Here is an 18,959-nt window from a genome sequence, read left to right as displayed (position 1 = left end):
ATCACCCCAGTTCATCCCTGTTTAGACGCTTTCGCCCGTCGCGGTTCCCGACCTCGCCGTAATCCCGGTTCGCCGCTCCCCGGCATGCCTTTCCGCGTTCCGCCAGCCGGGTCTTCTAGCCGTCGAAGATGGCCCGGCGAAGTGGGGGTACGGCACCGCAGAGACGGAAGAAGCCGCGCGCGGCGCCACGCACGAGACGGCTACGGACGGTGGCCAGCCGCAGGTACATCAGGGCCTCCCCCGCGGCCGCGAAACCGTAGGACAGCATCTCGGCCTCGTAGCCGCGCACCGCCTCGATCAGCGGCATCCCGCTGGTCAGCGCGTCACGCAAGGTGCCGGCGTCACGCAATGCGGTGTTGCCGCCGAGCCCGCCGACCGGCGGCATGTTGTGAACGGCGTCGCCGAGCAGGGTGACGTTCGTCGTCGCCCAGGGCTTGACCTTGGCCGCCGCGCGGAAGTCGAAGAGCTCCACGCCGCCCGACTCCGCGACCAGCCGACGCAGATCCGGATGCCAGCGGCGGCTCCGCTCCAGAACGAATCCGTGCGGATCCTGGCCCGCGTACGTCGACCGGTGGGCGACGAACGCCCACATGAGATACCCCTCCTCGCCGGCCCGAGGCCGGAACGCGGCCGTGAACAGGAAGTCGCGCCGCGGGAGGATCATGTTCTTGTTCGTGGTCAGGACTTCGGGCAGCCACGTGCCGGTCTCGGGGGTCAGCGGCAGCTTGCCGCCGACTCCGAAGGCGGCCGGGTCACGCTGGCCGGCACCGGGGAGCAACTGGCGCTTCACCCGCGATCGCGAGCCGTCGGCGCCGACGAGCAGCGTGCCGCTTGCCGTACTCCCATCGGCGAAGTGCGCGACGACCTCACCCTGGAGTTGCTCGTAACGCACGAACTCCTTGCCGAACCTGACATCGACCCCGTCGAGCAGGACCGCACGCAGCGCCACCCGGCTGACGGCGTGCGCCGCCTCCACCGGGGAGGTACGGCCGGCGTTGCTGCGCTCCTGCATCAGCTCGCGAAGCCGTTCGTCGAAAACGCCCATGCCCGGTCCGGGATCGCCCGAGGCGGCGATCAGGCGGTCCCACAGCTCAGGCGGCAGGCAGGAGTGCAGCGACCGGCTGCCGACGGGCTCGATGTTGAGGCGGTACCCCTGCAGCCGCGCGTCAGGGGCGGCGTCCCGCTCGTACACGGTCGCGCTGACCCCTGCCCGCTTGAGGCCCTGCGCCAGGCACAGTCCGCCGATCCCCCCGCCGATGATCAGAACGTGCACGGCCGGCCTCCGCGAAGCAGCTCGCACAGATTCTTGAGTGCGGCGGGAGCCTGCTCGGGACACAGGCTGGCCCCCTTCACCGTCGCGATGATCAGTTCGACCTCGTCCCCGGCGAACCCGGCGAGGCCGGACCGCCAGCCCTCCTCGTGAGCGGCGACCGTGGCACGAGTTCGCGAATCGCGCAGGGATCGCAGGTCCAGCTCCCTGAGCACGATGTGCAGCTCCGGTCGTTGAGCGATCATCGCGCCGACCATGCCCAGGTGATGGCACAGCCGTTCCTCCCGGCTGCCGTCGGCGGATGTGCCCGTCCGCACCTGCCCCGTCGCGTGGTCGACGACCGCGTCCACCAAATCCTGTTTGGTGCCGAAGTAGTGATGCAGCGTGGAGTGATCGATGCCCGCTCGCGCGGCCACCGCCCTCAAGCGCAACCCCTCGAACCCTTTCTCCGCGATCGCCTCATAGGCCGCGACGATCAGGGCCTCGCGCTTGCTCATCCTCAACCCCCATTCTCAACCAACCACTTGGTGGAGTATGGCGATGATCGAGTGGTGGGGTCAACTCATGGCCCCACCCTCAAGTGCGGAGAGCCGCCAAAGCTGGGAGCAGCGCCAGCACGCCCAGTAGGAGCACTCGCCTCCGACCAGCTCAGACTCGACGATCGCCGCGCGCACCCCGCGCCTGGTCGCCTAGTCGGCGACGTTCTCTCCGACCCGCCGCCGACGACGATCAGGTCGTAGTCGAACGTGCGACCCGCCGTGCCCGTCATGCCGCCTTCTTCCGCAGCACGATGCTCAGGCGGATGGCGGAGACGAGGAAGAAGATCCCGCCGAGGGTCGCGTAGCCGGCCACGCCGACGATGCTGCCGTTGCCCTGGAGTGCCTGAGCCAGGAAGGACGCCCCGGCCAGGACCGAGATGCCGCCGCTGAGAATCTGCGGTACCTGGCCGCCGGCACGTCGCTGCCGCACGGCGGCGACGAGCTGAGGAATGCCGGACCCCACGGCCCACGCGCCCCAGACTCCGAGGGCGGCGGTGATGGACATCGTCGAGGCCACACCGAGGGCGACGGCGACGATGGCACTGACGACGACGTTGACCCACTCCGCCGCCCGCGGGCCGGGCGCACGGTGCGGAGATCGCAGCTGCCACAGGACGGCGGCCGCGTCGAACAGCGGATAGACGACCAGGAGGACGGTGAGCAGGGCCCCCGCTGTCGTCGAGGTCACGAACAGCAGCCCTGCCCAGACGACGGCGAACGCGAAGCGGATGAAGTACAGGCGGCGCAGTGCCGCGCTGAACGCCGGCGCGAGGCTCGAGTCGGAGGCGGTCGTGGCGGACGTGGTCATGGTGTGTGCCTTTCGTAGGGGCGCGGCGGCTAGGCGACGGTGGTCGTGACGGTGACGGGTACGTTTCCGCGGGTGGCGAGCGAGTAGGGGCACACCTCGTGCGCCGCAGCGGCGAGGCTGTCGGCGGTCTCGGGGGCAATACCTCCGCCGAGGTGCACACGCAGCGCGGCTTCCAGGGCAAAGCCACCGGTCGCGCTCGGGGCGATCGAGACCTCGGCGACGACGACGGAGTCGACGAGAGTCACCTTGCGCTGCGACGCCACGAGCTTCAGGGCCGAGTGGAAGCACGACGACCAGCCCGCGGCAAACAGCTGCTCCGGGTTGGTCGCCCCTCCCGCGCCTCCCATGGACCGCGGAATGGCGAGCGTCACGTCGAGCACGCCGTCGTCGGTCACGGCGCGACCTCCGGCCCGGCCGTCACCGGTCGAGGTCGCGACGGCGGTGTACAGGGGTGCAGTCATCATCTCTCCTTGATCGGTCCATGTAGAGTTACTAGTACGTCTACCTCGGGGACTCTAGACTGCCACTCGTGCCGGCCGCAACCAGCCGGACCGGGACGGAAGGACGACATGCACACCGACAGCACGGAACCGGCGCCTCGTACCTCGTCGGGCTCCGTCACCCGGGCGCGGATCCTCAGCGCCGCGAACGAGCTGTTCTACTCCCACGGCATCCGCGCGACGAGCGCGGACCGCATCATCGAGCAGGTCGGCATCACGAAGGTCACCTTCTACCGCCACTTCCGCACCAAGAGCGAGCTGGTGGTCGCCTACCTGGAGGAGCAGGCGGCCGCGGAGCGTGCGTGGATGCAGAGCGTGCGCCGCAAGGGCGACCCGGTGGGGTCGTTGCGAGCGCTGGCCGCGGGCATCGGTGCCGCGAGCTGCCGTCCGGGATTCCGGGGGTGCGCGTTCATCAACGCCGCGTCGGAGTTCGCCGACCCCGACGACCCGGTCCACCGCGCCGTCGACGCGCACCGCCGCTGGATGCTCGAAGAATTCGCCGACATCGCGACCGAAGCGGGGGCAACCGACGTCGATGCCACGTCGAGGCAGTTGATGATCCTCCGAGACGGAGCGATGGTGAACGGTTACCTCGGTGACCCGAAGCCCATTGACGAGTCGCTCGCAGCCGCGTTTGTCTCGATCATCACGACAGCTCAGGCCTCGGCGGCCTGGCCGACATCCCTCTGACCCGGCGGACCAGCCAGCAATCCTGTCGGATTGGCGTTGACCTGGGTCGTCACCCGGTCAGGGCTCGCACGGCGACGCGGGAGAAGCGGACCGTACTGGGAAGGCGAACCCGGCCGGAGAGGCGTGCCCGGGTTCGGCGCCAACATCTCGGTGTCGGTGCCCGACGAGGAGACCACGGCCGACCGGATCAGGAAGTCGCCCCGTCGGCGATCGTGCTTGCGGTGGCTGGCCGTGGCGCTACGGCAGGTACTGACTGGCCTCTGTTCCCAGGACGTTCAGCAGGGCCAGAGCCTCGGCGCTGGGGGATCCCGGCTGCGCGCTGAAGAGCACGAGGTACTGGTCATGGTCCGTGAGGGTGAGCGTGTCGCAGTCGACCGTGACCTCCCCGACGACCGGGTGGCGGAAGGTCTTCGTGAGCATCGGCGCGGCCTGCACGTCGTGTCGTTCCCAGAGCCGGGCGAAGTCGGGGCTGGCGTCGCGGAGTTCGTCGACGAGGCCCCTCACCGCGGGATCCGCCGGGTAGCGGGCGAGGGTTGCGCGGAGCTGCATCACGACGCTCAGCCGGAACTCGGCGGCGTCGGAGACCCCGTACAGCACCGCACCGGCGCACTGCGGCCCGGGGAAGGCCCGACGCGCGAGATTGCGGTCCTCGGGGGCGAGCGGGGCGAAGTCCTCCATGAGCGCGGCCGCGAGGTCGTTCCAGGCGAGGATCTCGAACGCGGCGGACATCACGAAAGCGGCCGTCTGCGGCAGCCGCTGGAGGAGCGCGAGGATGCTCGGGCGGACGTCGCGCCGGTGCAGTCCGGTCCGGTTCGGCGCCGTGCCCGCCAGGAGGTGGAGGTGATCGGACTCGGCGTCCACGAGCCGCAGCGCGCCTGCGATCGCGGCGAGGACGTCGCCCGACGGCCGCGGCGCCCTGCCCTGCTCGAGCCGGACGTAGTACTCCGTGGAGATGTGCGCGAGGACCGCCACTTCCTCCCGGCGAAGACCTGGCGTGCGGCGTCGCGGGCCTGCGGGAAGGCCCACGTCCTGCGGGCGCAGCCGCTCGCGGCGGCTGCGAAGGAATGCCCCAAGCTCCTGTTTGTCCATACACCCAGTGTGCGCGGCACCCGGCAGCGGATCCTGGTACAGCCTGTGCCTGTATCCGGCCGGCAGCGGACCGGACGCTGTTGCCATGACGAACAACACGAACACCACCGACAGCGCACCGGTCGGCCTGCTCAACGGCAAGGTCATCTTCATCACCGGCGCCAGCCGCGGCATCGGGGCGGCCGCGGCCCGGCTCTTCGCCTCCGAGGGCGCCGCCGTCGTGCTCGCCGCCCGCAGCACCGAGGCACTCGACCGCATCGTGAAGGAGATCCGCGCCGTCGGCGGTACCGCCGACGCCGTCACCCTGGACCTCGCCGACCGTACGAGCATCCGCGCGGCGGTCGACCGCGTCGAGGAACTGCACGGACGGCTCGACGGCGCCTTCAACAACGGCGCGGCGGGTCAGCAGCCCGGCCCGCTCGACACCACGAGCGACGAGGTCATCGACGCGCAGTTCGCCGTGAACTTCCGCTCGCACTGGACCGCCATGACCGCCGAAGCCGCACTCATGCGACGGACCGGTGGCGGGGCCATCGTCAACACCTCGAGCATCGGCAGCCGTCGCGCGAACCCCATACTCCCCGCGTACGGCGCCATGAAGCGCGCGCTCGATAGCGTCACCGAGACGGCCGCAGTGAGCTGGGCCCGTGACGGGATCCGTGTGAACGGCATCACTCCCGGCGGCACCGCCACGCAGATGATCGACGAATGGGAGGCGGCGACTCCCGGCATCATCGAGGGGATGAGCGCAAGGATCCCGATGGGCCGGATGGGCGAGCCCCGGGAGATCGCCGAGGCAGCCGCCTGGCTGCTCAGCGACCGCGCCTCGTACGTGACTGGCGCGATCGTCCCGGTCGACGGCGGCGCCGGCGCCTGACCCTCAGATCGTCGACCTGCGCGGAGACCGTGATGAACACACCCACGACCCGTGAGATCTGTCCGGGCGGCGTTGCGTGGCCGTGACCCGAATTGTCCACCAGTTCACCGGCCAGCCCCCGACCGAGGCCGGGCCACTCGAGCGGCGCGCGCGTGACCGTAGTCGAGCCATGGCTCAACGAGATTGGCGACCTCACCGGCCTCGACATCCTCTTCGACCACGCACATCTGATCGTCAGGCAGAGCGCGGGCGACCTCGTCGTGCGCACATCGGATCTGTCGGACGACTCGATCCGAGCCCACCCTCAGGTACGAAGAGCCACTTTTGCCGGCAGTACAGGGCTCTCCGCGTCGCGCCATAGCATGGGCGGCACTTCACGATGCACACTTGCCGCCGAGAGGAACCGCCGTGCGTATCGTCATACCTCTGTTCGACCGGTTCACCGCCCTGGACGCGGTCGGCCCCTATGAGGTGCTGGGATTCCTGCCGGAAGCCGAGATCGTGTTCGCCGCCACCAAGCCAGGGCCTGTCCGGGACGTCCGCACGTCGTTGGCCCTCACCGCTGACGCGGCGTTCGACGACATCGACGCATGCGATGTGCTGCTCGTTCCTGGAGGTCCGGGCACGCGACGGCTATTGGACGACGACGCGCTTCTCAGCTGGATCCGCCGGATGCACGGAGGAACTACGTGGACGACCTCGGTGTGCACCGGATCGCTGCTGTTGGGAGCCGCCGGGCTGCTCGCCGGCCTCTCGGCGACGACCCATTGGGGCGCGGTGGACGTGCTGGAGTCCTTCGGAGCCACCTACACCGCCGAGCGCGTAGTGTTCCAAGGGAAGATCGTCACAGCGGCCGGGGTTTCGTCCGGGATCGATATGGCGCTCGCGCTGGCGGCGCGCATCACCGATCAGACCACGGCTGAGGCGATCCAGCTCGCCATCGAATACGACCCGCAACCACCGTTCGACGCAGGATCTCCTGCCAAGGCGCCGCAGGCCGCCAAGGACCTTCTTGCCAGAGGGCTCTGACCCGGCGGCCTCCGTCCTCCTCGCCGTTCGAGTGCCAGTACCTGCACCGCCGGTAGGTATCTCGTCGAATGTGACGAGATGGGCCCAAGGCACCGGCTGCTCCACGATCCGTCAGTCACGAGACGGCCCTGATCCGGGCGAGCGGGGCTTGACGATCCATACGCCGGCGCCGTACATCGCCAGGCCGAGCAGGATGAAGGCCGCGGCGACCGGATAGCGCAGGCCGGGCGGCATGTACGTGGCCAGGAACCAGCTGTGGCGCAGCATGTCGTTGGCCACGAAGACGGAGGCCAGGATGCCCTGCGGGACCAGCGGGATGGCGCCGAAGCCGAGGCACCATGAGGCGATCGTCTTCTGGGTCTTGGACAGCTGGTCGAAGCGGGACTTCATCGTCGTGTGCGGTTTGCGGCCGGTTCGCATGACGTGGAGCAGTTCGGGGCCGTGTGCGCGCAGCCGCCGTTCGGCCAGCAGGCCGAAGCCCCAGCAGCACAACGCCCCGGTCAGGACGCCGGTGGCCACGCCGGCCCAGCCGTACCAGACGGCGGCCAGGGCGGCCGGCGCGCCGGTGAGGATCACCAGGGCGAGCATCAGGTAGGCGAGCCCGGTCAGGCCGCCGTCGTCCTCGCTGGTACGCAGCGGGTTGCCCGCGCGGCGGTGCGGGTCGGTGCCGGGCACCAGCGCGTACGCCGAGATCAGCGGCACCAGCCCGGCCGCGCCGCCGAGCAGGGCGGGGAGCAGTGCCAGAATCAGCGGCCAAGGGCCGCCGGTGAGCGCGGTGAGCGCCACGGTGAGCACGATCGCCACCGGCGCGTGCACCGACAGCCAGGCCAGTTGCCTGCCACGTACGTCGCTCGCGCCAGGGGTCATGAGCGTCAGCCACAACGCCGTACCGTCTGTGCCGTACAGGTTGGCCGCCATGGCGGCCGCCATCACGATGAAGATGGGGCCGGCGTAGGGAAGCATGCCGTCCCAGCCGATGATGAGCGGGCTGGCGGCGAAGCACAGGCCGTACGACAGGGCGAAGGTGAGCTGGTGGTTGCGTACCAGGTCGCGCGACCAGGTACGCAGCTCCTTGGCGACGACCGCGCCGGTCGCGGTGCCCGCCGTGATCGGGCGTCTGCCGCGCGCCGAGGCCCGGGCCGCGCCCACGCGCCGGGTGAGCAGCGCCGCCCACGCGGCCAGGAGCAGCAGCACCAGGACGGCCAGCGCGGCCAGCGCCCACCAGCGGCCCCGGACGGCGAGCAGGCCCCACCCCGAGGGCAGGTACCACACCGCGGCGGGCACGCCCGTCTGGCCGAAGGCCCAGAAGAAGATCCAGATCTGCCCGAGCGCCGCCAGGACGGCGCCGTTGAGCAGGCCGGAGACGATCGCGCCCAGCCGAGTACGCAGCGCCAGCCCGACCACCGCCACGGAGACCTTCGACAGCAGGACGAACACGGCCAGCTGCAGCACCATCGCGGGCACGGCCACCAGGGCGTTCGCGACGCCGAGCCGGAGACCGGCGACCAGCAGGCCGAGCAGGGCGCCCAGGCTGACCAGCGGCGCGACGCCGACGAACGCCGCCGCCAGCAGCCCGGCCGCCAGGCGGCGCGGTGGCAGGCCGAGCAGCGAGAAGTACTCCGGACGCAGCGTCTCGTCGCCGCCGCCCATGAAGAGGGGGCCGAGCAACCAGCCGAGCAGCCAGACCGCGTATCCGGCGGCCAGCAGGTCGAGGTCGACGAAGGCCAGGTAGACGGTTCCGAGCGCGGACAGCACGCCGAGCGCGGCACCCGTGCCCGCCGTGTGCGCCCGCCGGCCGTGGAAGGCGTGGCGCAGCACGGCGAGCTTCATCCGGGCCATGGTCAGGGCGACGACAGCCACGACAGCTCCTTGACTCCGCTGACCTGATCGCTGACGAGACCGACGAAGGCGTCCTCCAAGGAGCGTCCGCCCCGTACCTCATCCAGCGTGCCGGTCGCGGCCACCCGGCCCTTGTCCACCACCGCGACGTGATCGCACAGTTGCTCCACCAGCGCCATCACGTGACTGGACAGCACGATCGAGCCGCCACCGGCCACGAAGCCGCGCAGGATCGTCTTGATCGTCGCGGCCGACACCGGATCGACCGCCTCGAACGGCTCGTCCAGCACCAGCAGCCGTGGCGCGTGCAGCAGCGCGGTGGCCAGCCCGATCTTCTTGCGCATGCCGGTCGAATACTCGATGACCAGCGTCTTCTCCGCGCCGTCCAGCTCCAGCACGGCCAGCAGTTCCTCGGCTCGCCGGGCCACCACGTCTTTGGCCAGGCCGCGCAGCAGGCCCAGGTAGGTGAGCACCTCGCGCCCGGTCAGCCGCTCGGGCATGGCCAGCCCGTCGGGGAGCACACCGACCAGGGCCTTGGCCCGCTCCGGCGCCGACCACACGTCATGGCCGAAGATCTCGGCGTGGCCCGTGTCCGGCCGCAGCAGTCCCACGGCCATCGACAACGAGGTGGTTTTGCCCGCCCCGTTGGGGCCGACCAGGCCGAAGAACGATCCGCTCGGCACTTCCAGATCGACGTGGTCGACCGCGAGTTTGTGATCGAACGTCTTGGCCAGGCCGACGAGGCGCAGTGCGGGAGCGTGGGTTGATGCGCTCAAGGGCTTCCCTGTCGAATCTCAGTGAGCGGATGATCCGTCACGAGCATCAGAACGGCACGGATCGTGCCAACGGCGGACGTGATCAATCTGATCGCGTACCGTCACACTTGTCAATACGGCACGTGCCGTGTCGATAGGGTGACGCCATGACCATCGGCCACTCCGAGCGCGGCGTCGCCCGCACCAGAACGATCATGCAGGCCGCTCTCGCCCTGGCCCAGGAGGCCGGCTACGCCAAGCTGAGCATCGAGGCGGTCGCCGCCCGCGCCGGTGTCGGCAAGCACACGATCTATCGCCGCTGGCCCTCGAAAGGCCTGCTGTTCCTCGATTCGCTGCTGTCTCTGAACGAGCCCGGCCTCGACTATCCCGACACCGGCGATGTCCTGGCCGACCTGCGCCGGCAGATCCACTCGGCGGTAGACCTACTGGGCAACCCCCCGTGGGGCCCGCTCTACCGGGCCCTGGTGGGCGAGGCCCAGCATGATCCCGCAGTCGCCGCGGCTCTCAACGAACGCTTCATCCGCCCTCAGACGGACAAGACCATCGCCCGTCTCAAAGCGGCCCAGGAGCAGGGGCAGATATCGCGCGGCTTCGATCTCGACCTGGTCATGGCGGTCCTGTCCGGCCCGATGTACTTCAGCCTCCTGATCACCCAGGAGCCGATATCCCATGACTACGTTGATCGCGTACTCGAAGCCCTCTTCGCCGGGATGAGCCCGAGACACTGAGGCGGACATCCACCCCGGCACCGTGGCCCGGCACCGTGGCCCGGCACCGCGGCCTGAACCCACGGAATCTCGGGCGGACGCTGAGTCGCCGCGGCCGTCAAGAAGATCCTTCCAGGGCCCGGCGCGACGGCGAGCAGGCACTTCCGGGTCGGCCGCGTCTCCAAGGCGTTCACCGCCGTGGTCCCGGGAGCACTGGTTTTGTCGTACCCGCCTGTCATGATCACCCACTGTCGAAGACAGCTCGACCGGGCCAGATGGGAGCGACAAGCGATGACCGGTGACGATGTCCGTGAGCGTGCCGCCCAGCCGGAGGATCTCAGCCGGTTCATCGGGGAACGGCTCAACGCGGGCGACGTTGAAGGGCTGGTGGCGCTGTACGAACCGGACGCGGTGCTGGCGTTGCCGAACGGTCAGGTCGCCACGGGCAGCGAGGAGATCCGCCAGGCGTACAGGCATCTGGTCGCCGACAAGCCCACCTTCACCCCTGGACAGCAGCTGCCCACGCTGCATAACGGCGACCTGGCGCTCACCTCGGTGCGGCTGCCTGACGGCGGTGCCACCGTCGAGGTGGCTCGCCGCCAGGATGACAGCACGTGGCTGTGGGTGATCGACCAGCCCAGCCTTCTGGGATAGGCCGGAGCCGCCCGGTCCGGGAACGCCGCGACCGGCGCGGCTACGAGCAGTACGCGGCGGTCACCACCCGACAGGGCCGAGGCGATCGATGAAGATCCCGGTCGGCCCGTCGGCGTCGATCATCGCGAGTCTGACGATCGGGTCGACGCCCTCGGCGACCGTCAGCTGGCCGGCGTGATTGTTCATGTCGGTGGCGGTGAACTTGCGGTTGGCCACCTCTGTTGGAGTGACCATGTTGAATTTGATCTCCGGCAGCGCCTGGGCGTACCGAACGGTGATCATGTTCAGCGCCGCTTTCGACGAGGTGTAGGCGAGCTCGTGCATTTTCGCGACCGGCTGCTCCGGATCGGTCACGACCGCGAAGGAACCGCCACCGCTGGACACCATCACCACCCGCGGATTGTCCGCCGCCCGCAGAAGGGGAAGGAACGCGTGCGTGACCCTGATCGGTCCGTACACGTTGGTGTCGTAGACGGAGTGAATTTCGTCGGCCGTCGCGTCCGCGGGCGTGATGCTCCTTCCTGGCGCTCCGGCGTTGTTGATCAGCACATCCAGCCGGTCGGTGTGCTCCCGGACGAGCCGTACGGCGCCGGCCACCGACTCGTCCGAGGTCACGTCCAGCGGGACCATGACCACGTTCGCGCCGCCGTCGGTCAGCTTGTCGGCGGCCGCCCGTCCGCGGCCTTCGTCACGCGAGCCGAGAAAGATCGTCCAGCCCAGTTCCCCGAGCCGCCGGGCCGCCTCAAAACCGAGTCCCTTGTTGCCTCCGGTGATCAGCACCGAGGTCTGTTCCGAGTTTGTCATGCCCTCTAAGACGATTTGCCTCGTTCGGCTGTGACACCGGCGCGAGCGGAGCCTGGCGGGGAGCTGCGCTAGCCTGCCTGGCGTCAGGGCTTCAAGGACGGGCTGGGATGACGCGCGAGACGGAATTCGAGGAACTACGGCCGCTGCTGTTCTCGATCTCTTACCGCATCCTGGGCAGCGTGACCGAGGCCGAGGACGCCGTCCAGGAGACCTGGCTCCGCTTCGAGGCCTCCCCCACCCAGCCCCGGTCGCTCAAGGCCTTCCTCTCGACGACAGTCACCAGGATCTCGATCGACGTGCTGGGTTCCGCCCGGGTTCGCCGGGAAGCGTACGTCGGGCCATGGTTCCCCGAACCGCTTCTCACCGACCCCTACCAGGACCCGGAACGCTCCGCGGAACTGGCCGATTCGGTGTCGATGGCGGCACTACTGCTGCTGGAGCGGCTCAGCCCGCTCGAACGCGCCGTCTTCGTGCTCCGGGAGGTGTTCGACTTCGGCTTTCCCGAGGTCGCGTCGGCGGTGGGGCGCTCGGAGGCAGCGTGCCGGCAGCTCGCGTCACGGGCCCGCCGCCACATGCGGGATGGCCGGCCCCGCTTCGAGGCGGACCGCAAGCAGCGGGATGATCTGGCGGCGCGCTTCTTCGCCGCCCTCCGCGAAGGCGACGTCGCCGGCCTGCGGGAGCTGCTCGCCGCCGACGTGTCGCTGGCCGGTGACGGCGGTGGCAAGGCCCCGCAGCTGGCCAGGGTCATCGTCGGCGCCGCTGCCGTGGCTCGGCTGCTTGCCTCCGCTTTCCACCGGGTTGCCCAGATCGGCGCGACATTCGAGCCGCAGGAGGTCAACGGCCAGGCGGGCGCGATCTTCCGCGACCGGGACGGCAAGGTGCTCCACACCCTGGCACTCGATGTGCTCGACGGGCAGGTCCAGACGATCCGCTCGGTGATCAACCCCGACAAGCTCGGGCACCTGGGCCCGGTGGCGGACGCCTGGGCCATCGATCGCGAAGTGAGACAGGCACGCCGGCCCACGAAATAACCGCGACAGCCGGGGCCGCAGGAGGTCCTTCGGTCCGGTGGGCCTGTGAGGTGCTCAGGCGGCGGCGGGCCTGGTGGCGGGCTGAGCCTTGAAGGAGAAGGCCTCCATGAGGGCCTTGTGCTTGGTGTTCTGGAAGGCGGCGACCTTCCATTCGCCGTTCGCCTGGCGGACCAGGGTGTAGGTCTGGATCTTGTGGAGCTTGCCGGCCTTGCCCTTGTGGACGTCACCGCGGGTGATGACCAGGGCGGTGCCGGGGCCGGTGAAGCGGATGCTGATGATCTCGCTGGCGAGCTGGGTGCCCTTGAGGAAGCTGTCGAACAGGGCCTGGTGGGCGGTGCCGATCTCGGTGCCGCCGATGTAGAGGGTGCCGACGTAGGTGATGTAGGTGGCGTCGTCGGTGAACTCGGCGCCGTAGGCGGCCCCGTCCCCGGCCTTCCAGGCGGCGGCGAGGCGGTCCAGCACGGTGGTGACGGCGGCGGTGTCGGCGGTGGTGGAGATGTTCATGGCGCGCACCCTCTCATGGTAGCTTCGGTCGAGCATTTACTGCGCTGAAGATTTCTCTTCGCTGAGGAAGAGATTAGGGAAGAGGGGAAGACATGTCAACGCCCGAGAACGCGGGAGTGGCGTACCGGCGCTACCTCAGCGCCCTGATGCTGCACGGGCACGCCGGAGCCAAGGCCGTCGGCCTGGGCGCGACCGACCTGTACGCGTTGAACATCCTGGGACTGGGCGGCTCGATGACCCCCGGCGAGCTCGGCCGCCGCACCGGCCTGACCACCGGGCCCACCACCCGGCTGATCGACCGCCTGGAGCAGGCGGGTTACGTGCGCCGCGTCCCCGATCCGGACGACCGTCGCAAGATCATCGTCGAGCTCGTCGCCCGGCCCACCGGCCTCGACGAGGTCCTGGCCCCGGCCCGCCAGAAGATCGGCGCCATCGTCCAGGGCTACTCGCCCGAGCAACAGGCCGTCCTCTTCGACTACTTCGCCCGCGCCGCCGACGCCTATCTGGAAGCCACCACCGAACTCCACGACAAGCGAGCCCTCTGACAGGAGCAGTACCGAAGAGGAGGCGCCCACCCGGCGGTCCCGCCCTGTTGATCACGCGGGCGCTCGCGGACGTGGACCGGACGTCTCCACGGTTCCGGGCTGTGGACTCCCGGCAGCCCGGCCGGGAACGGCTTCCGAGATCTCCATCTCGGAAGCCGACGTGGACCTCGGGGACATGGGGGCGGGCGATGCCGGCGCCCACTCCTACGGGACGGAGCACACCGGGGCAGCCGAACGGCAATCGGCAAGCGTGCTTTTCATCCGTAGATTAAACGGCGGCGCCCTATACGCCCCGGGCGAGGACGATTTCCGGAGAAAGAACGATCCGGCCGCAAGTTTTTCCGCACCCGCCGGGAGTCCTCATATTTCCGCCACGGAGATGGCCGCCGCAATCGGGGCGGGATTTCACGCGCTCAGCGGTGGTTCGGCCGGCCCGGCCCCACGATTCCCGTAACTTCTCATCACGCTCTGCGAGCGAGAAAACAAACCGACAAAGGCAACGCCGCCTACGCCCCTCATTTGCCGGGCAGGTCGGCGCACTCCACCGCCACCCGACCGGCGGGCCAGGCTATTCGACGCACTTCGCGCCGGCCGCCTCGGCCTCCTTGTTCTCCTTGCCAAGGCCCTTGATGTCGTCCACCGACGCGACGGAGCCGTCGAGGAAGCCCTGGATGCTGCCCTGGTCACCGTACTTGATCACCGCATCCGCGAGGCACGCCAGCGTCTTCTCGGGGATGTCCTTCAACTCCGGGTCGCTCGCCTTGATCTTCGCGACGAGTGCGGCCTTGTCGATGCCGCCCCCACCGCCGTCTCCGCCACAGGCGGAGAGGCCGAGGGCGAGCGTCATCGCCGCAAGGCCCAGCACGGACGAGCGGAGGACGTGTGTCATGCGCATAGCAAAACCTTTCATAGGAGGTAGGCCCATTCGGTGGACCGATACGAACAATTCGAGAGCGGAATGACGTATGCCATATCCGCAAACATCGCTTCGGAACCGCGGGTGCGGTCGGCAAATCGCGGGACTCCCGGACATATGCGCGGTCCGGCACGCGATGTTTCCGCTGGGGCGGTACGAACGGTGGATAGCGTAGCGGACCCGGATGCGGCGAAATGCCAGACTAGATGTACCCAAGTGTCAACGAGTGTCCGGTATATCTCATATTCGGCGATTTACCGAGAGTAATTAATAATGGTCACCGGCACGGAGGGGGTAGTGACACGTCAGGCAAATTGTCCGAAATATCCAGACGACAACCCGGGATCTAACAAAGTGGAAGTATGTCCGATTTGGCGCGCGCGTTGTCGCGCCGACGTCGCCCGGGGACCTGCGGCAACGCTCCAGCGCGGCGCTCCCTGGGGCCGGTACGAGATGGAGAGTGACCGACCCGGCCAAGGTTCCGGCCCGGGGTGTCGCGAGCCGGAGAGCCGGCAACGGCGTCCGGCCTACTTGAGGCCCTCCGGCAGCAGGACACGGAGCGTGGCGTGGACGGCGTCCAGGTCCACCGCCTCGGGGGCGACCCGCCATTGGGCGTGGACACCGATGAGTGCACCCACCAGCACCACCGCGAGGGCCTCCGGGACGGTGCCCGCAGGCAACGCTTCCTCCGATATCCGGGCCTGCACCGCCTCCCGGAGCGCCGCATGGAGCCGCGCGTAGTGCTCGCGGATCGGCGAGTCACCCTCCACCGCCTCGGCGAGCAAGGTGATGAACAAGCGCGTGACCGGTAGGCGGATGAAGCCCATGACCTGGTCCAGCGGATCGCTGGAGCGTTCCTCCGCAGGCGAGGCGGACATGGTCAGCACGACCTGGATCTGGTCGTCGATCACCGCTTCCAGCAGGCCCAGTTTGTTGCCGAAGTGCCACGGGATGGAGCCACGGCTGATGCCGGCCTTGTCGGCGATGTCGATGAAGCTCGTCTGCCGGTATCCCTTCTCGGCGAAGAGCTCGGCGGCGGCCGTCACCAGCAGCCGGCGGCTCTCCTCGGTCCTCTGGATACGTCGCGTGGCCATGCGGACCATCAAACCAGGTGTGCCGAATGACAGAGCAAATGCTGATCGATATAGCCTATGTCAGTCAACATAGAACAGCTGAGGAGGTTCTCCATGCGTTGGGTGACCTACGCGACGAACACCGGCGACCGCGTCGGAGTGATCGGAGAGGACTGGATCCATCCCGTCGCGCCGGGCGTCAGCTTGCTCGATCTCATCGGCCGTGGCGCGGAAGAGCTGCGTACGACGGGAGAGGCAGCGTTGGCGTCGTCGGCACAGACGGTCCCGCTGGCCGAGGCCAGGCTGCGCCCGCCGATCCCGCGTCCGCCCTCGATCCGCGACTGCCTGTGCTTCCTGGACCACATGCGCAACTGCCAGCAGGCCGCCGGTCAGCCGCGCACGCTCAAGGACGCCTGGTATCGGATCCCGGCCTTCTACTTCGCCTGCCCCTCGACGATCGCCGGCCCGTACGACGATGTGACGATCTCGCCGGGCAGCGCCTGGTTCGACTTCGAACTGGAGATCGCCGCGGTCATCGGCCCGGGCGGCCGGGACCTCACGCCGGAACAGGCCGAGGAACGCATCATCGGCTACACCATCTACAACGACTGGTCGGCGCGGGACCTGCAGCTGCGCGAGACGCCGCTGGCGATCGGCCAGGCCAAGGGCAAGGACGGCGCGACCACGTTCGGCCCGTTCCTGGTCACCCCGGACGAGCTGGAGCCCCACCGCCGCGACGGCAGGCTCGCCCTGTGGGTCGAAGCCGCCGTCAACGGCGAAATCATCGGCTCAGGCTCTACCGAAACCATGGACTGGAGCTTCGGTGAGGTCATCTCCTACGCCTCGCGGGGCGTGGACCTGATGCCCGGCGACGTGTTCGGCTCAGGCACGGTGCCCGGCTGCTGCCTCATCGAGCACCTGTCCCTCGCCGATCCGTCCGCGTTCCCCGGCTGGTTGCGGGACGGCGACGTCGTCGAGCTGACGGTCGAGGGGCTGGGCCGCACCCGCCAGACCGTCCGCGCGTCCGCCGCGCCGTACCCGCTGACGCCCCGGCACAACCCCGACCGGCGGCCGCCGCGCCCGCGCGTGAACAGCGCCCCGTCGAAGCTGCCCTACTCGCGCGGCCTGCACGAGATCGGCTCGGGCGTGTGGGCCTGGCTGCTGCCCGACGGCGGGTACGGCTTGAGCAACGCCGGACTGGTCACGGGCGAGGGCGCCTCCCTCCTCGTGGACACCCTGTTCGACCTGCCGCTGACCGCCGAGATGCTCGACGCCATGCGCGAGATCACCGATCGGCACCCGCTCACCCACGCCGCGATCACCCACTCCAACGGCGACCACACGCACGGCAACCAGCTGCTGGGCGAGCACGTCAAGATCATCTCTGCGGAGGCCACCTGCGCGGAGATGCGGCATGAGATGCCTCCTGAGATGCTGACCGCCACCCAGGTCATGGACATCGGCCCGGCGACCTCCTACTTCCGCGAACGCTTCGACGCCTTCGACTTCAGCGGCATCCGCCTGCGGCTGCCCGGCCTGACCTACGACAGGGAGCTCACCCTGGACGTCGGCGGCCGCGAGGTGCGCCTGGTGAACCTCGGCCCCGCCCACACCAGCGCCGACACGGTCGTGCATGTGCCGGACGCGGGTGTGCTCTTCGCGGGCGACCTGCTGTTCATCGGCTGCACCCCGATCGTGTGGAGTGGCCCGATCGCCAACTGGATCGCCGCCTGCGACGCGATGATCGCCACCGGCGCCCACACGATCGTCCCCGGCCACGGCCCGATCGCCGACCCCGACGGGATCCGCGCGGTGCGCGGCTACCTCACCCACGTCGTCGAGCAGGCGGACGCCGCCCACGCCCGCGGCCTGCCCTTCCCCGAGGCGATCAAGGCGGTGGACCTGGATGAGTACGCCACCTGGCTGGACGCCGAGCGGATCGTGGTCAACCTGCACCGGCGCTACCGCGAACTCGACCCCGCCACCACACCTCATCTGGACCAGATGACGCTGATGGCCATGATGGCCGAGAAGGCGCTCGCGTGAGACTGCCGAAGACCGCGCACACCTCCCGCCCGTGGCGCGTCCACGAATTCACGAGTGACTTCGCGATCGAGGATGTGTGGTCGTTCCGCACACCCGGAGCCGGGCCTGACGACTTCCCCGCGATGCTCGCGGCGATGCGAGCCGCCGGCGGGCTCGCGCAGCAACCCTGGCCGGCGCGGTTCTTGTTCGCCCTCCGGTGGAAGATCGGCGCCCTCCTCGGATGGGACCGGCCGTCAGCGGGCATCGGCGCGCGGGTCACCTCGCTCCGCGACCGCCTGCCCGGCGACATCCGGGACGCTCCCCGCGGTCCGGACAGCAAGGCCATGCCCCTCAAAGCGATCTACGAGCTCGACACGGAGTCCGTTCGCGAGCTGGCGAACACGACCGTGCACACCCTGATGCATCTCGGCTGGGCTCAAGGCGCGAACGGCGACTACGAGCTGCGGATGGCCGTCCTCGTCAAGCCCAACGGGCTGTTCGGCCGGCTCTACATGGCCGCCATCGCGCCTTTCCGGTACCTCATCGTCTACCCGGCCCTGACCCGGCGATGGGAGCGAGCCTGGCTCGTCCGCGACCGCGACCACATGGAGGCCGAGCACGACGAAAGGACGTCACCGTGAACGCCAGAAAGCGGATGCTCCGCTGGGCGAGCGGGATCATGCTCTTCCTGGGAACAGGGCACCTGTCCTTGCTGGCGCTCTTCGACTGGGAGGACATCACCGACTGGGTTGATCGGGGGATGTGGGCAGCCATCCCGCTCGTACTCGCGGATGGGCGTGCCGTTCAGACGGTGGACTCCCTTCAGAACGAGGTCACCTTCTGGGCTGGTCCGGGAAGCTTCGCCGTGCCGTTGATTCTCCTGGGTTGCCTGACATGGCACCTCGCCGGACGCGGGGTGGCGGTGCCCGCCGGAATCGGCTGGGGCCTCGCGGCGTGGTGTGTGCTGGGCGGCGTCCTTCTTGTGCCGTCCCCGTTCTTCGCCGGGACGATCTCCGGGGCACTCATCATCTTGGCGGCGCGGCACGAACATCGATCGGAAGCGGCCCGAGAGCAGGAGATGGGCCCGGCGTGATTCGCACCCGCCGGTGGCGGCGGAAAGTACGGCGGTAAAATGACCTCCACAAGCCGGGCCGGAACGCCGGTCGAGTGCAGTCGGGTCGGCGAACGGGACATGTATATTCCCGTGGTATTTCCCGGCCTTCTGCTCTTCTGATTGCGACCGCCGGTCGAATCAGCGCCGATCGGGCTCTTTATTGTTGCAG

The 18,959-nt window shown here is 69.1% G+C and carries 21 protein-coding genes; 10 read left to right on the top strand and 11 right to left on the bottom strand.

Annotated elements, in window-relative coordinates; all coding sequences use genetic code 11:
* Positions 1-115: 115 nt before the first annotated feature.
* The 4 genes from AWQ71_RS22250 to AWQ71_RS22235 all read right to left on the bottom strand — a co-directional run bounded on the left by AWQ71_RS22250 (position 116) and on the right by AWQ71_RS22235 (position 3,078).
* Complete coding sequence (locus tag AWQ71_RS22250) at positions 116-1,273, bottom strand: FAD-dependent oxidoreductase (protein WP_067136211.1); 1,158 nt, start codon at positions 1,271-1,273, stop codon at positions 116-118.
* Positions 1,261-1,767 (bottom strand): TetR/AcrR family transcriptional regulator, encoded by a 507-nt coding sequence (locus AWQ71_RS22245; protein ID WP_067136209.1) that lies wholly within the window; start codon positions 1,765-1,767, stop codon positions 1,261-1,263. Before AWQ71_RS22245 ends, AWQ71_RS22250 begins: the two co-directional genes overlap by 13 nt.
* Before the next feature lie 268 nt (positions 1,768-2,035).
* On the bottom strand, positions 2,036-2,617 hold the full coding sequence (locus AWQ71_RS22240) for a hypothetical protein (protein WP_067136207.1): 582 nt from the start codon (positions 2,615-2,617) through the stop codon (positions 2,036-2,038).
* Positions 2,618-2,646: 29 nt separating this feature from the next.
* On the bottom strand, positions 2,647-3,078 hold the full coding sequence (locus tag AWQ71_RS22235; RefSeq protein ID WP_067136803.1) for an organic hydroperoxide resistance protein: 432 nt from the start codon (positions 3,076-3,078) through the stop codon (positions 2,647-2,649).
* A 108-nt stretch (positions 3,079-3,186) separates the two neighbouring features.
* Here AWQ71_RS22235 and AWQ71_RS22230 point away from each other — a divergent pair, with 108 nt between their 5' ends.
* A complete protein-coding gene (locus AWQ71_RS22230; RefSeq protein ID WP_067136205.1) occupies positions 3,187-3,807 on the top strand; it encodes a TetR/AcrR family transcriptional regulator in 621 nt (206 codons plus the stop codon).
* A gap of 237 nt (positions 3,808-4,044) precedes the next feature.
* On the opposite strand, the gene AWQ71_RS22225 is transcribed toward AWQ71_RS22230, so the two are convergent.
* Positions 4,045-4,896, bottom strand: a complete 852-nt coding sequence (locus AWQ71_RS22225; RefSeq protein ID WP_067136203.1) for a helix-turn-helix transcriptional regulator — start codon at positions 4,894-4,896, stop codon at positions 4,045-4,047.
* An 85-nt stretch (positions 4,897-4,981) separates the two neighbouring features.
* Between AWQ71_RS22225 and AWQ71_RS22220 the strand changes: the two genes are divergently transcribed.
* Positions 4,982-5,773, top strand: coding sequence for an SDR family NAD(P)-dependent oxidoreductase (locus AWQ71_RS22220; RefSeq protein WP_067136201.1), 792 nt, complete (start codon positions 4,982-4,984; stop codon positions 5,771-5,773).
* Between the two features lie 408 nt (positions 5,774-6,181).
* Positions 6,182-6,802, top strand: coding sequence for a DJ-1/PfpI family protein (locus AWQ71_RS22215; RefSeq protein ID WP_067136199.1), 621 nt, complete (start codon positions 6,182-6,184; stop codon positions 6,800-6,802).
* Positions 6,803-6,913: 111 nt separating this feature from the next.
* Here AWQ71_RS22215 and AWQ71_RS22210 read toward each other — a convergent pair whose 3' ends face one another.
* Both AWQ71_RS22210 and AWQ71_RS22205 read right to left on the bottom strand, forming a co-directional pair.
* On the bottom strand, positions 6,914-8,662 hold the full coding sequence (locus AWQ71_RS22210) for a hypothetical protein (protein WP_067136197.1): 1,749 nt from the start codon (positions 8,660-8,662) through the stop codon (positions 6,914-6,916).
* Entirely contained in the window at positions 8,644-9,417 is a 774-nt protein-coding gene (locus tag AWQ71_RS22205; protein WP_067136195.1) for an ABC transporter ATP-binding protein, read from the bottom strand. Before AWQ71_RS22205 ends, AWQ71_RS22210 begins: the two co-directional genes overlap by 19 nt.
* Before the next feature lie 146 nt (positions 9,418-9,563).
* Here AWQ71_RS22205 and AWQ71_RS22200 point away from each other — a divergent pair, with 146 nt between their 5' ends.
* Together AWQ71_RS22200 and AWQ71_RS22195 are read left to right on the top strand one after the other, a co-directional pair.
* Positions 9,564-10,145, top strand: coding sequence for a TetR/AcrR family transcriptional regulator (locus AWQ71_RS22200; RefSeq protein WP_067136193.1), 582 nt, complete (start codon positions 9,564-9,566; stop codon positions 10,143-10,145).
* A gap of 270 nt (positions 10,146-10,415) precedes the next feature.
* Complete coding sequence (locus AWQ71_RS22195; protein ID WP_067136191.1) at positions 10,416-10,778, top strand: YybH family protein; 363 nt, start codon at positions 10,416-10,418, stop codon at positions 10,776-10,778.
* A 60-nt stretch (positions 10,779-10,838) separates the two neighbouring features.
* On the opposite strand, the gene AWQ71_RS22190 is transcribed toward AWQ71_RS22195, so the two are convergent.
* Entirely contained in the window at positions 10,839-11,582 is a 744-nt protein-coding gene (locus AWQ71_RS22190) for an SDR family NAD(P)-dependent oxidoreductase (protein ID WP_067136189.1), read from the bottom strand.
* A gap of 107 nt (positions 11,583-11,689) precedes the next feature.
* On the opposite strand from AWQ71_RS22190, the gene AWQ71_RS22185 reads away from it, so the two are divergent.
* Entirely contained in the window at positions 11,690-12,613 is a 924-nt protein-coding gene (locus AWQ71_RS22185; protein ID WP_067136187.1) for an RNA polymerase sigma-70 factor, read from the top strand.
* A 54-nt stretch (positions 12,614-12,667) separates the two neighbouring features.
* Here AWQ71_RS22185 and AWQ71_RS22180 read toward each other — a convergent pair whose 3' ends face one another.
* Positions 12,668-13,117, bottom strand: a complete 450-nt coding sequence (locus AWQ71_RS22180; RefSeq protein ID WP_067136186.1) for an SgcJ/EcaC family oxidoreductase — start codon at positions 13,115-13,117, stop codon at positions 12,668-12,670.
* 92 nt (positions 13,118-13,209) lie between these two features.
* Here AWQ71_RS22180 and AWQ71_RS22175 point away from each other — a divergent pair, with 92 nt between their 5' ends.
* Positions 13,210-13,662, top strand: coding sequence for a MarR family winged helix-turn-helix transcriptional regulator (locus AWQ71_RS22175; RefSeq protein WP_067136184.1), 453 nt, complete (start codon positions 13,210-13,212; stop codon positions 13,660-13,662).
* 568 nt (positions 13,663-14,230) lie between these two features.
* On the opposite strand, the gene AWQ71_RS22170 is transcribed toward AWQ71_RS22175, so the two are convergent.
* Positions 14,231-14,557, bottom strand: a complete 327-nt coding sequence (locus tag AWQ71_RS22170) for a hypothetical protein (protein WP_067136182.1) — start codon at positions 14,555-14,557, stop codon at positions 14,231-14,233.
* Between the two features lie 548 nt (positions 14,558-15,105).
* Positions 15,106-15,672: a TetR family transcriptional regulator gene (locus tag AWQ71_RS22165; RefSeq protein ID WP_067136180.1), complete on the bottom strand. Its 567-nt coding sequence runs from the start codon at positions 15,670-15,672 to the stop codon at positions 15,106-15,108.
* A 93-nt stretch (positions 15,673-15,765) separates the two neighbouring features.
* Here AWQ71_RS22165 and AWQ71_RS22160 point away from each other — a divergent pair, with 93 nt between their 5' ends.
* The 3 genes from AWQ71_RS22160 to AWQ71_RS22150 are packed head-to-tail and all read left to right on the top strand — an operon-like array spanning position 15,766 to position 18,769.
* Positions 15,766-17,697: a fumarylacetoacetate hydrolase family protein gene (locus AWQ71_RS22160; protein ID WP_067136178.1), complete on the top strand. Its 1,932-nt coding sequence runs from the start codon at positions 15,766-15,768 to the stop codon at positions 17,695-17,697.
* A complete protein-coding gene (locus AWQ71_RS22155; protein WP_067136176.1) occupies positions 17,694-18,317 on the top strand; it encodes a DUF2867 domain-containing protein in 624 nt (207 codons plus the stop codon). The genes AWQ71_RS22160 and AWQ71_RS22155 overlap by 4 nt, the downstream gene beginning before the upstream one ends.
* Entirely contained in the window at positions 18,314-18,769 is a 456-nt protein-coding gene (locus AWQ71_RS22150; RefSeq protein WP_218001905.1) for a DUF6463 family protein, read from the top strand. The genes AWQ71_RS22155 and AWQ71_RS22150 overlap by 4 nt, the downstream gene beginning before the upstream one ends.
* The last annotated feature ends 190 nt before the right edge of the window (positions 18,770-18,959 follow it).

The organism is Microtetraspora malaysiensis (assembly GCF_001528665.1).
GTDB classification, from domain to species: domain Bacteria; phylum Actinomycetota; class Actinomycetes; order Streptosporangiales; family Streptosporangiaceae; genus Microtetraspora_A; species Microtetraspora_A malaysiensis.
This window is presented reverse-complemented; position numbering and strand designations above follow the sequence as displayed.

Coding starts and splice junctions, on each gene's coding strand:
- AWQ71_RS22245 (WP_067136209.1), bottom strand. CDS start 1,767: ATGAGCAAGCGCGAGGCCCTGATCGTCGCGGCCTATGAGGCGATCGCG.
- AWQ71_RS22240 (WP_067136207.1), bottom strand. CDS start 2,617: ATGACCACGTCCGCCACGACCGCCTCCGACTCGAGCCTCGCGCCGGCG.
- AWQ71_RS22235 (WP_067136803.1), bottom strand. CDS start 3,078: ATGACTGCACCCCTGTACACCGCCGTCGCGACCTCGACCGGTGACGGC.
- AWQ71_RS22230 (WP_067136205.1), top strand. CDS start 3,187: ATGCACACCGACAGCACGGAACCGGCGCCTCGTACCTCGTCGGGCTCC.
- AWQ71_RS22225 (WP_067136203.1), bottom strand. CDS start 4,896: ATGGACAAACAGGAGCTTGGGGCATTCCTTCGCAGCCGCCGCGAGCGG.
- AWQ71_RS22220 (WP_067136201.1), top strand. CDS start 4,982: ATGACGAACAACACGAACACCACCGACAGCGCACCGGTCGGCCTGCTC.
- AWQ71_RS22200 (WP_067136193.1), top strand. CDS start 9,564: ATGACCATCGGCCACTCCGAGCGCGGCGTCGCCCGCACCAGAACGATC.
- AWQ71_RS22195 (WP_067136191.1), top strand. CDS start 10,416: ATGACCGGTGACGATGTCCGTGAGCGTGCCGCCCAGCCGGAGGATCTC.
- AWQ71_RS22190 (WP_067136189.1), bottom strand. CDS start 11,582: ATGACAAACTCGGAACAGACCTCGGTGCTGATCACCGGAGGCAACAAG.
- AWQ71_RS22185 (WP_067136187.1), top strand. CDS start 11,690: ATGACGCGCGAGACGGAATTCGAGGAACTACGGCCGCTGCTGTTCTCG.
- AWQ71_RS22180 (WP_067136186.1), bottom strand. CDS start 13,117: ATGAACATCTCCACCACCGCCGACACCGCCGCCGTCACCACCGTGCTG.
- AWQ71_RS22175 (WP_067136184.1), top strand. CDS start 13,210: ATGTCAACGCCCGAGAACGCGGGAGTGGCGTACCGGCGCTACCTCAGC.
- AWQ71_RS22170 (WP_067136182.1), bottom strand. CDS start 14,557: ATGCGCATGACACACGTCCTCCGCTCGTCCGTGCTGGGCCTTGCGGCG.
- AWQ71_RS22165 (WP_067136180.1), bottom strand. CDS start 15,672: ATGGCCACGCGACGTATCCAGAGGACCGAGGAGAGCCGCCGGCTGCTG.
- AWQ71_RS22160 (WP_067136178.1), top strand. CDS start 15,766: ATGCGTTGGGTGACCTACGCGACGAACACCGGCGACCGCGTCGGAGTG.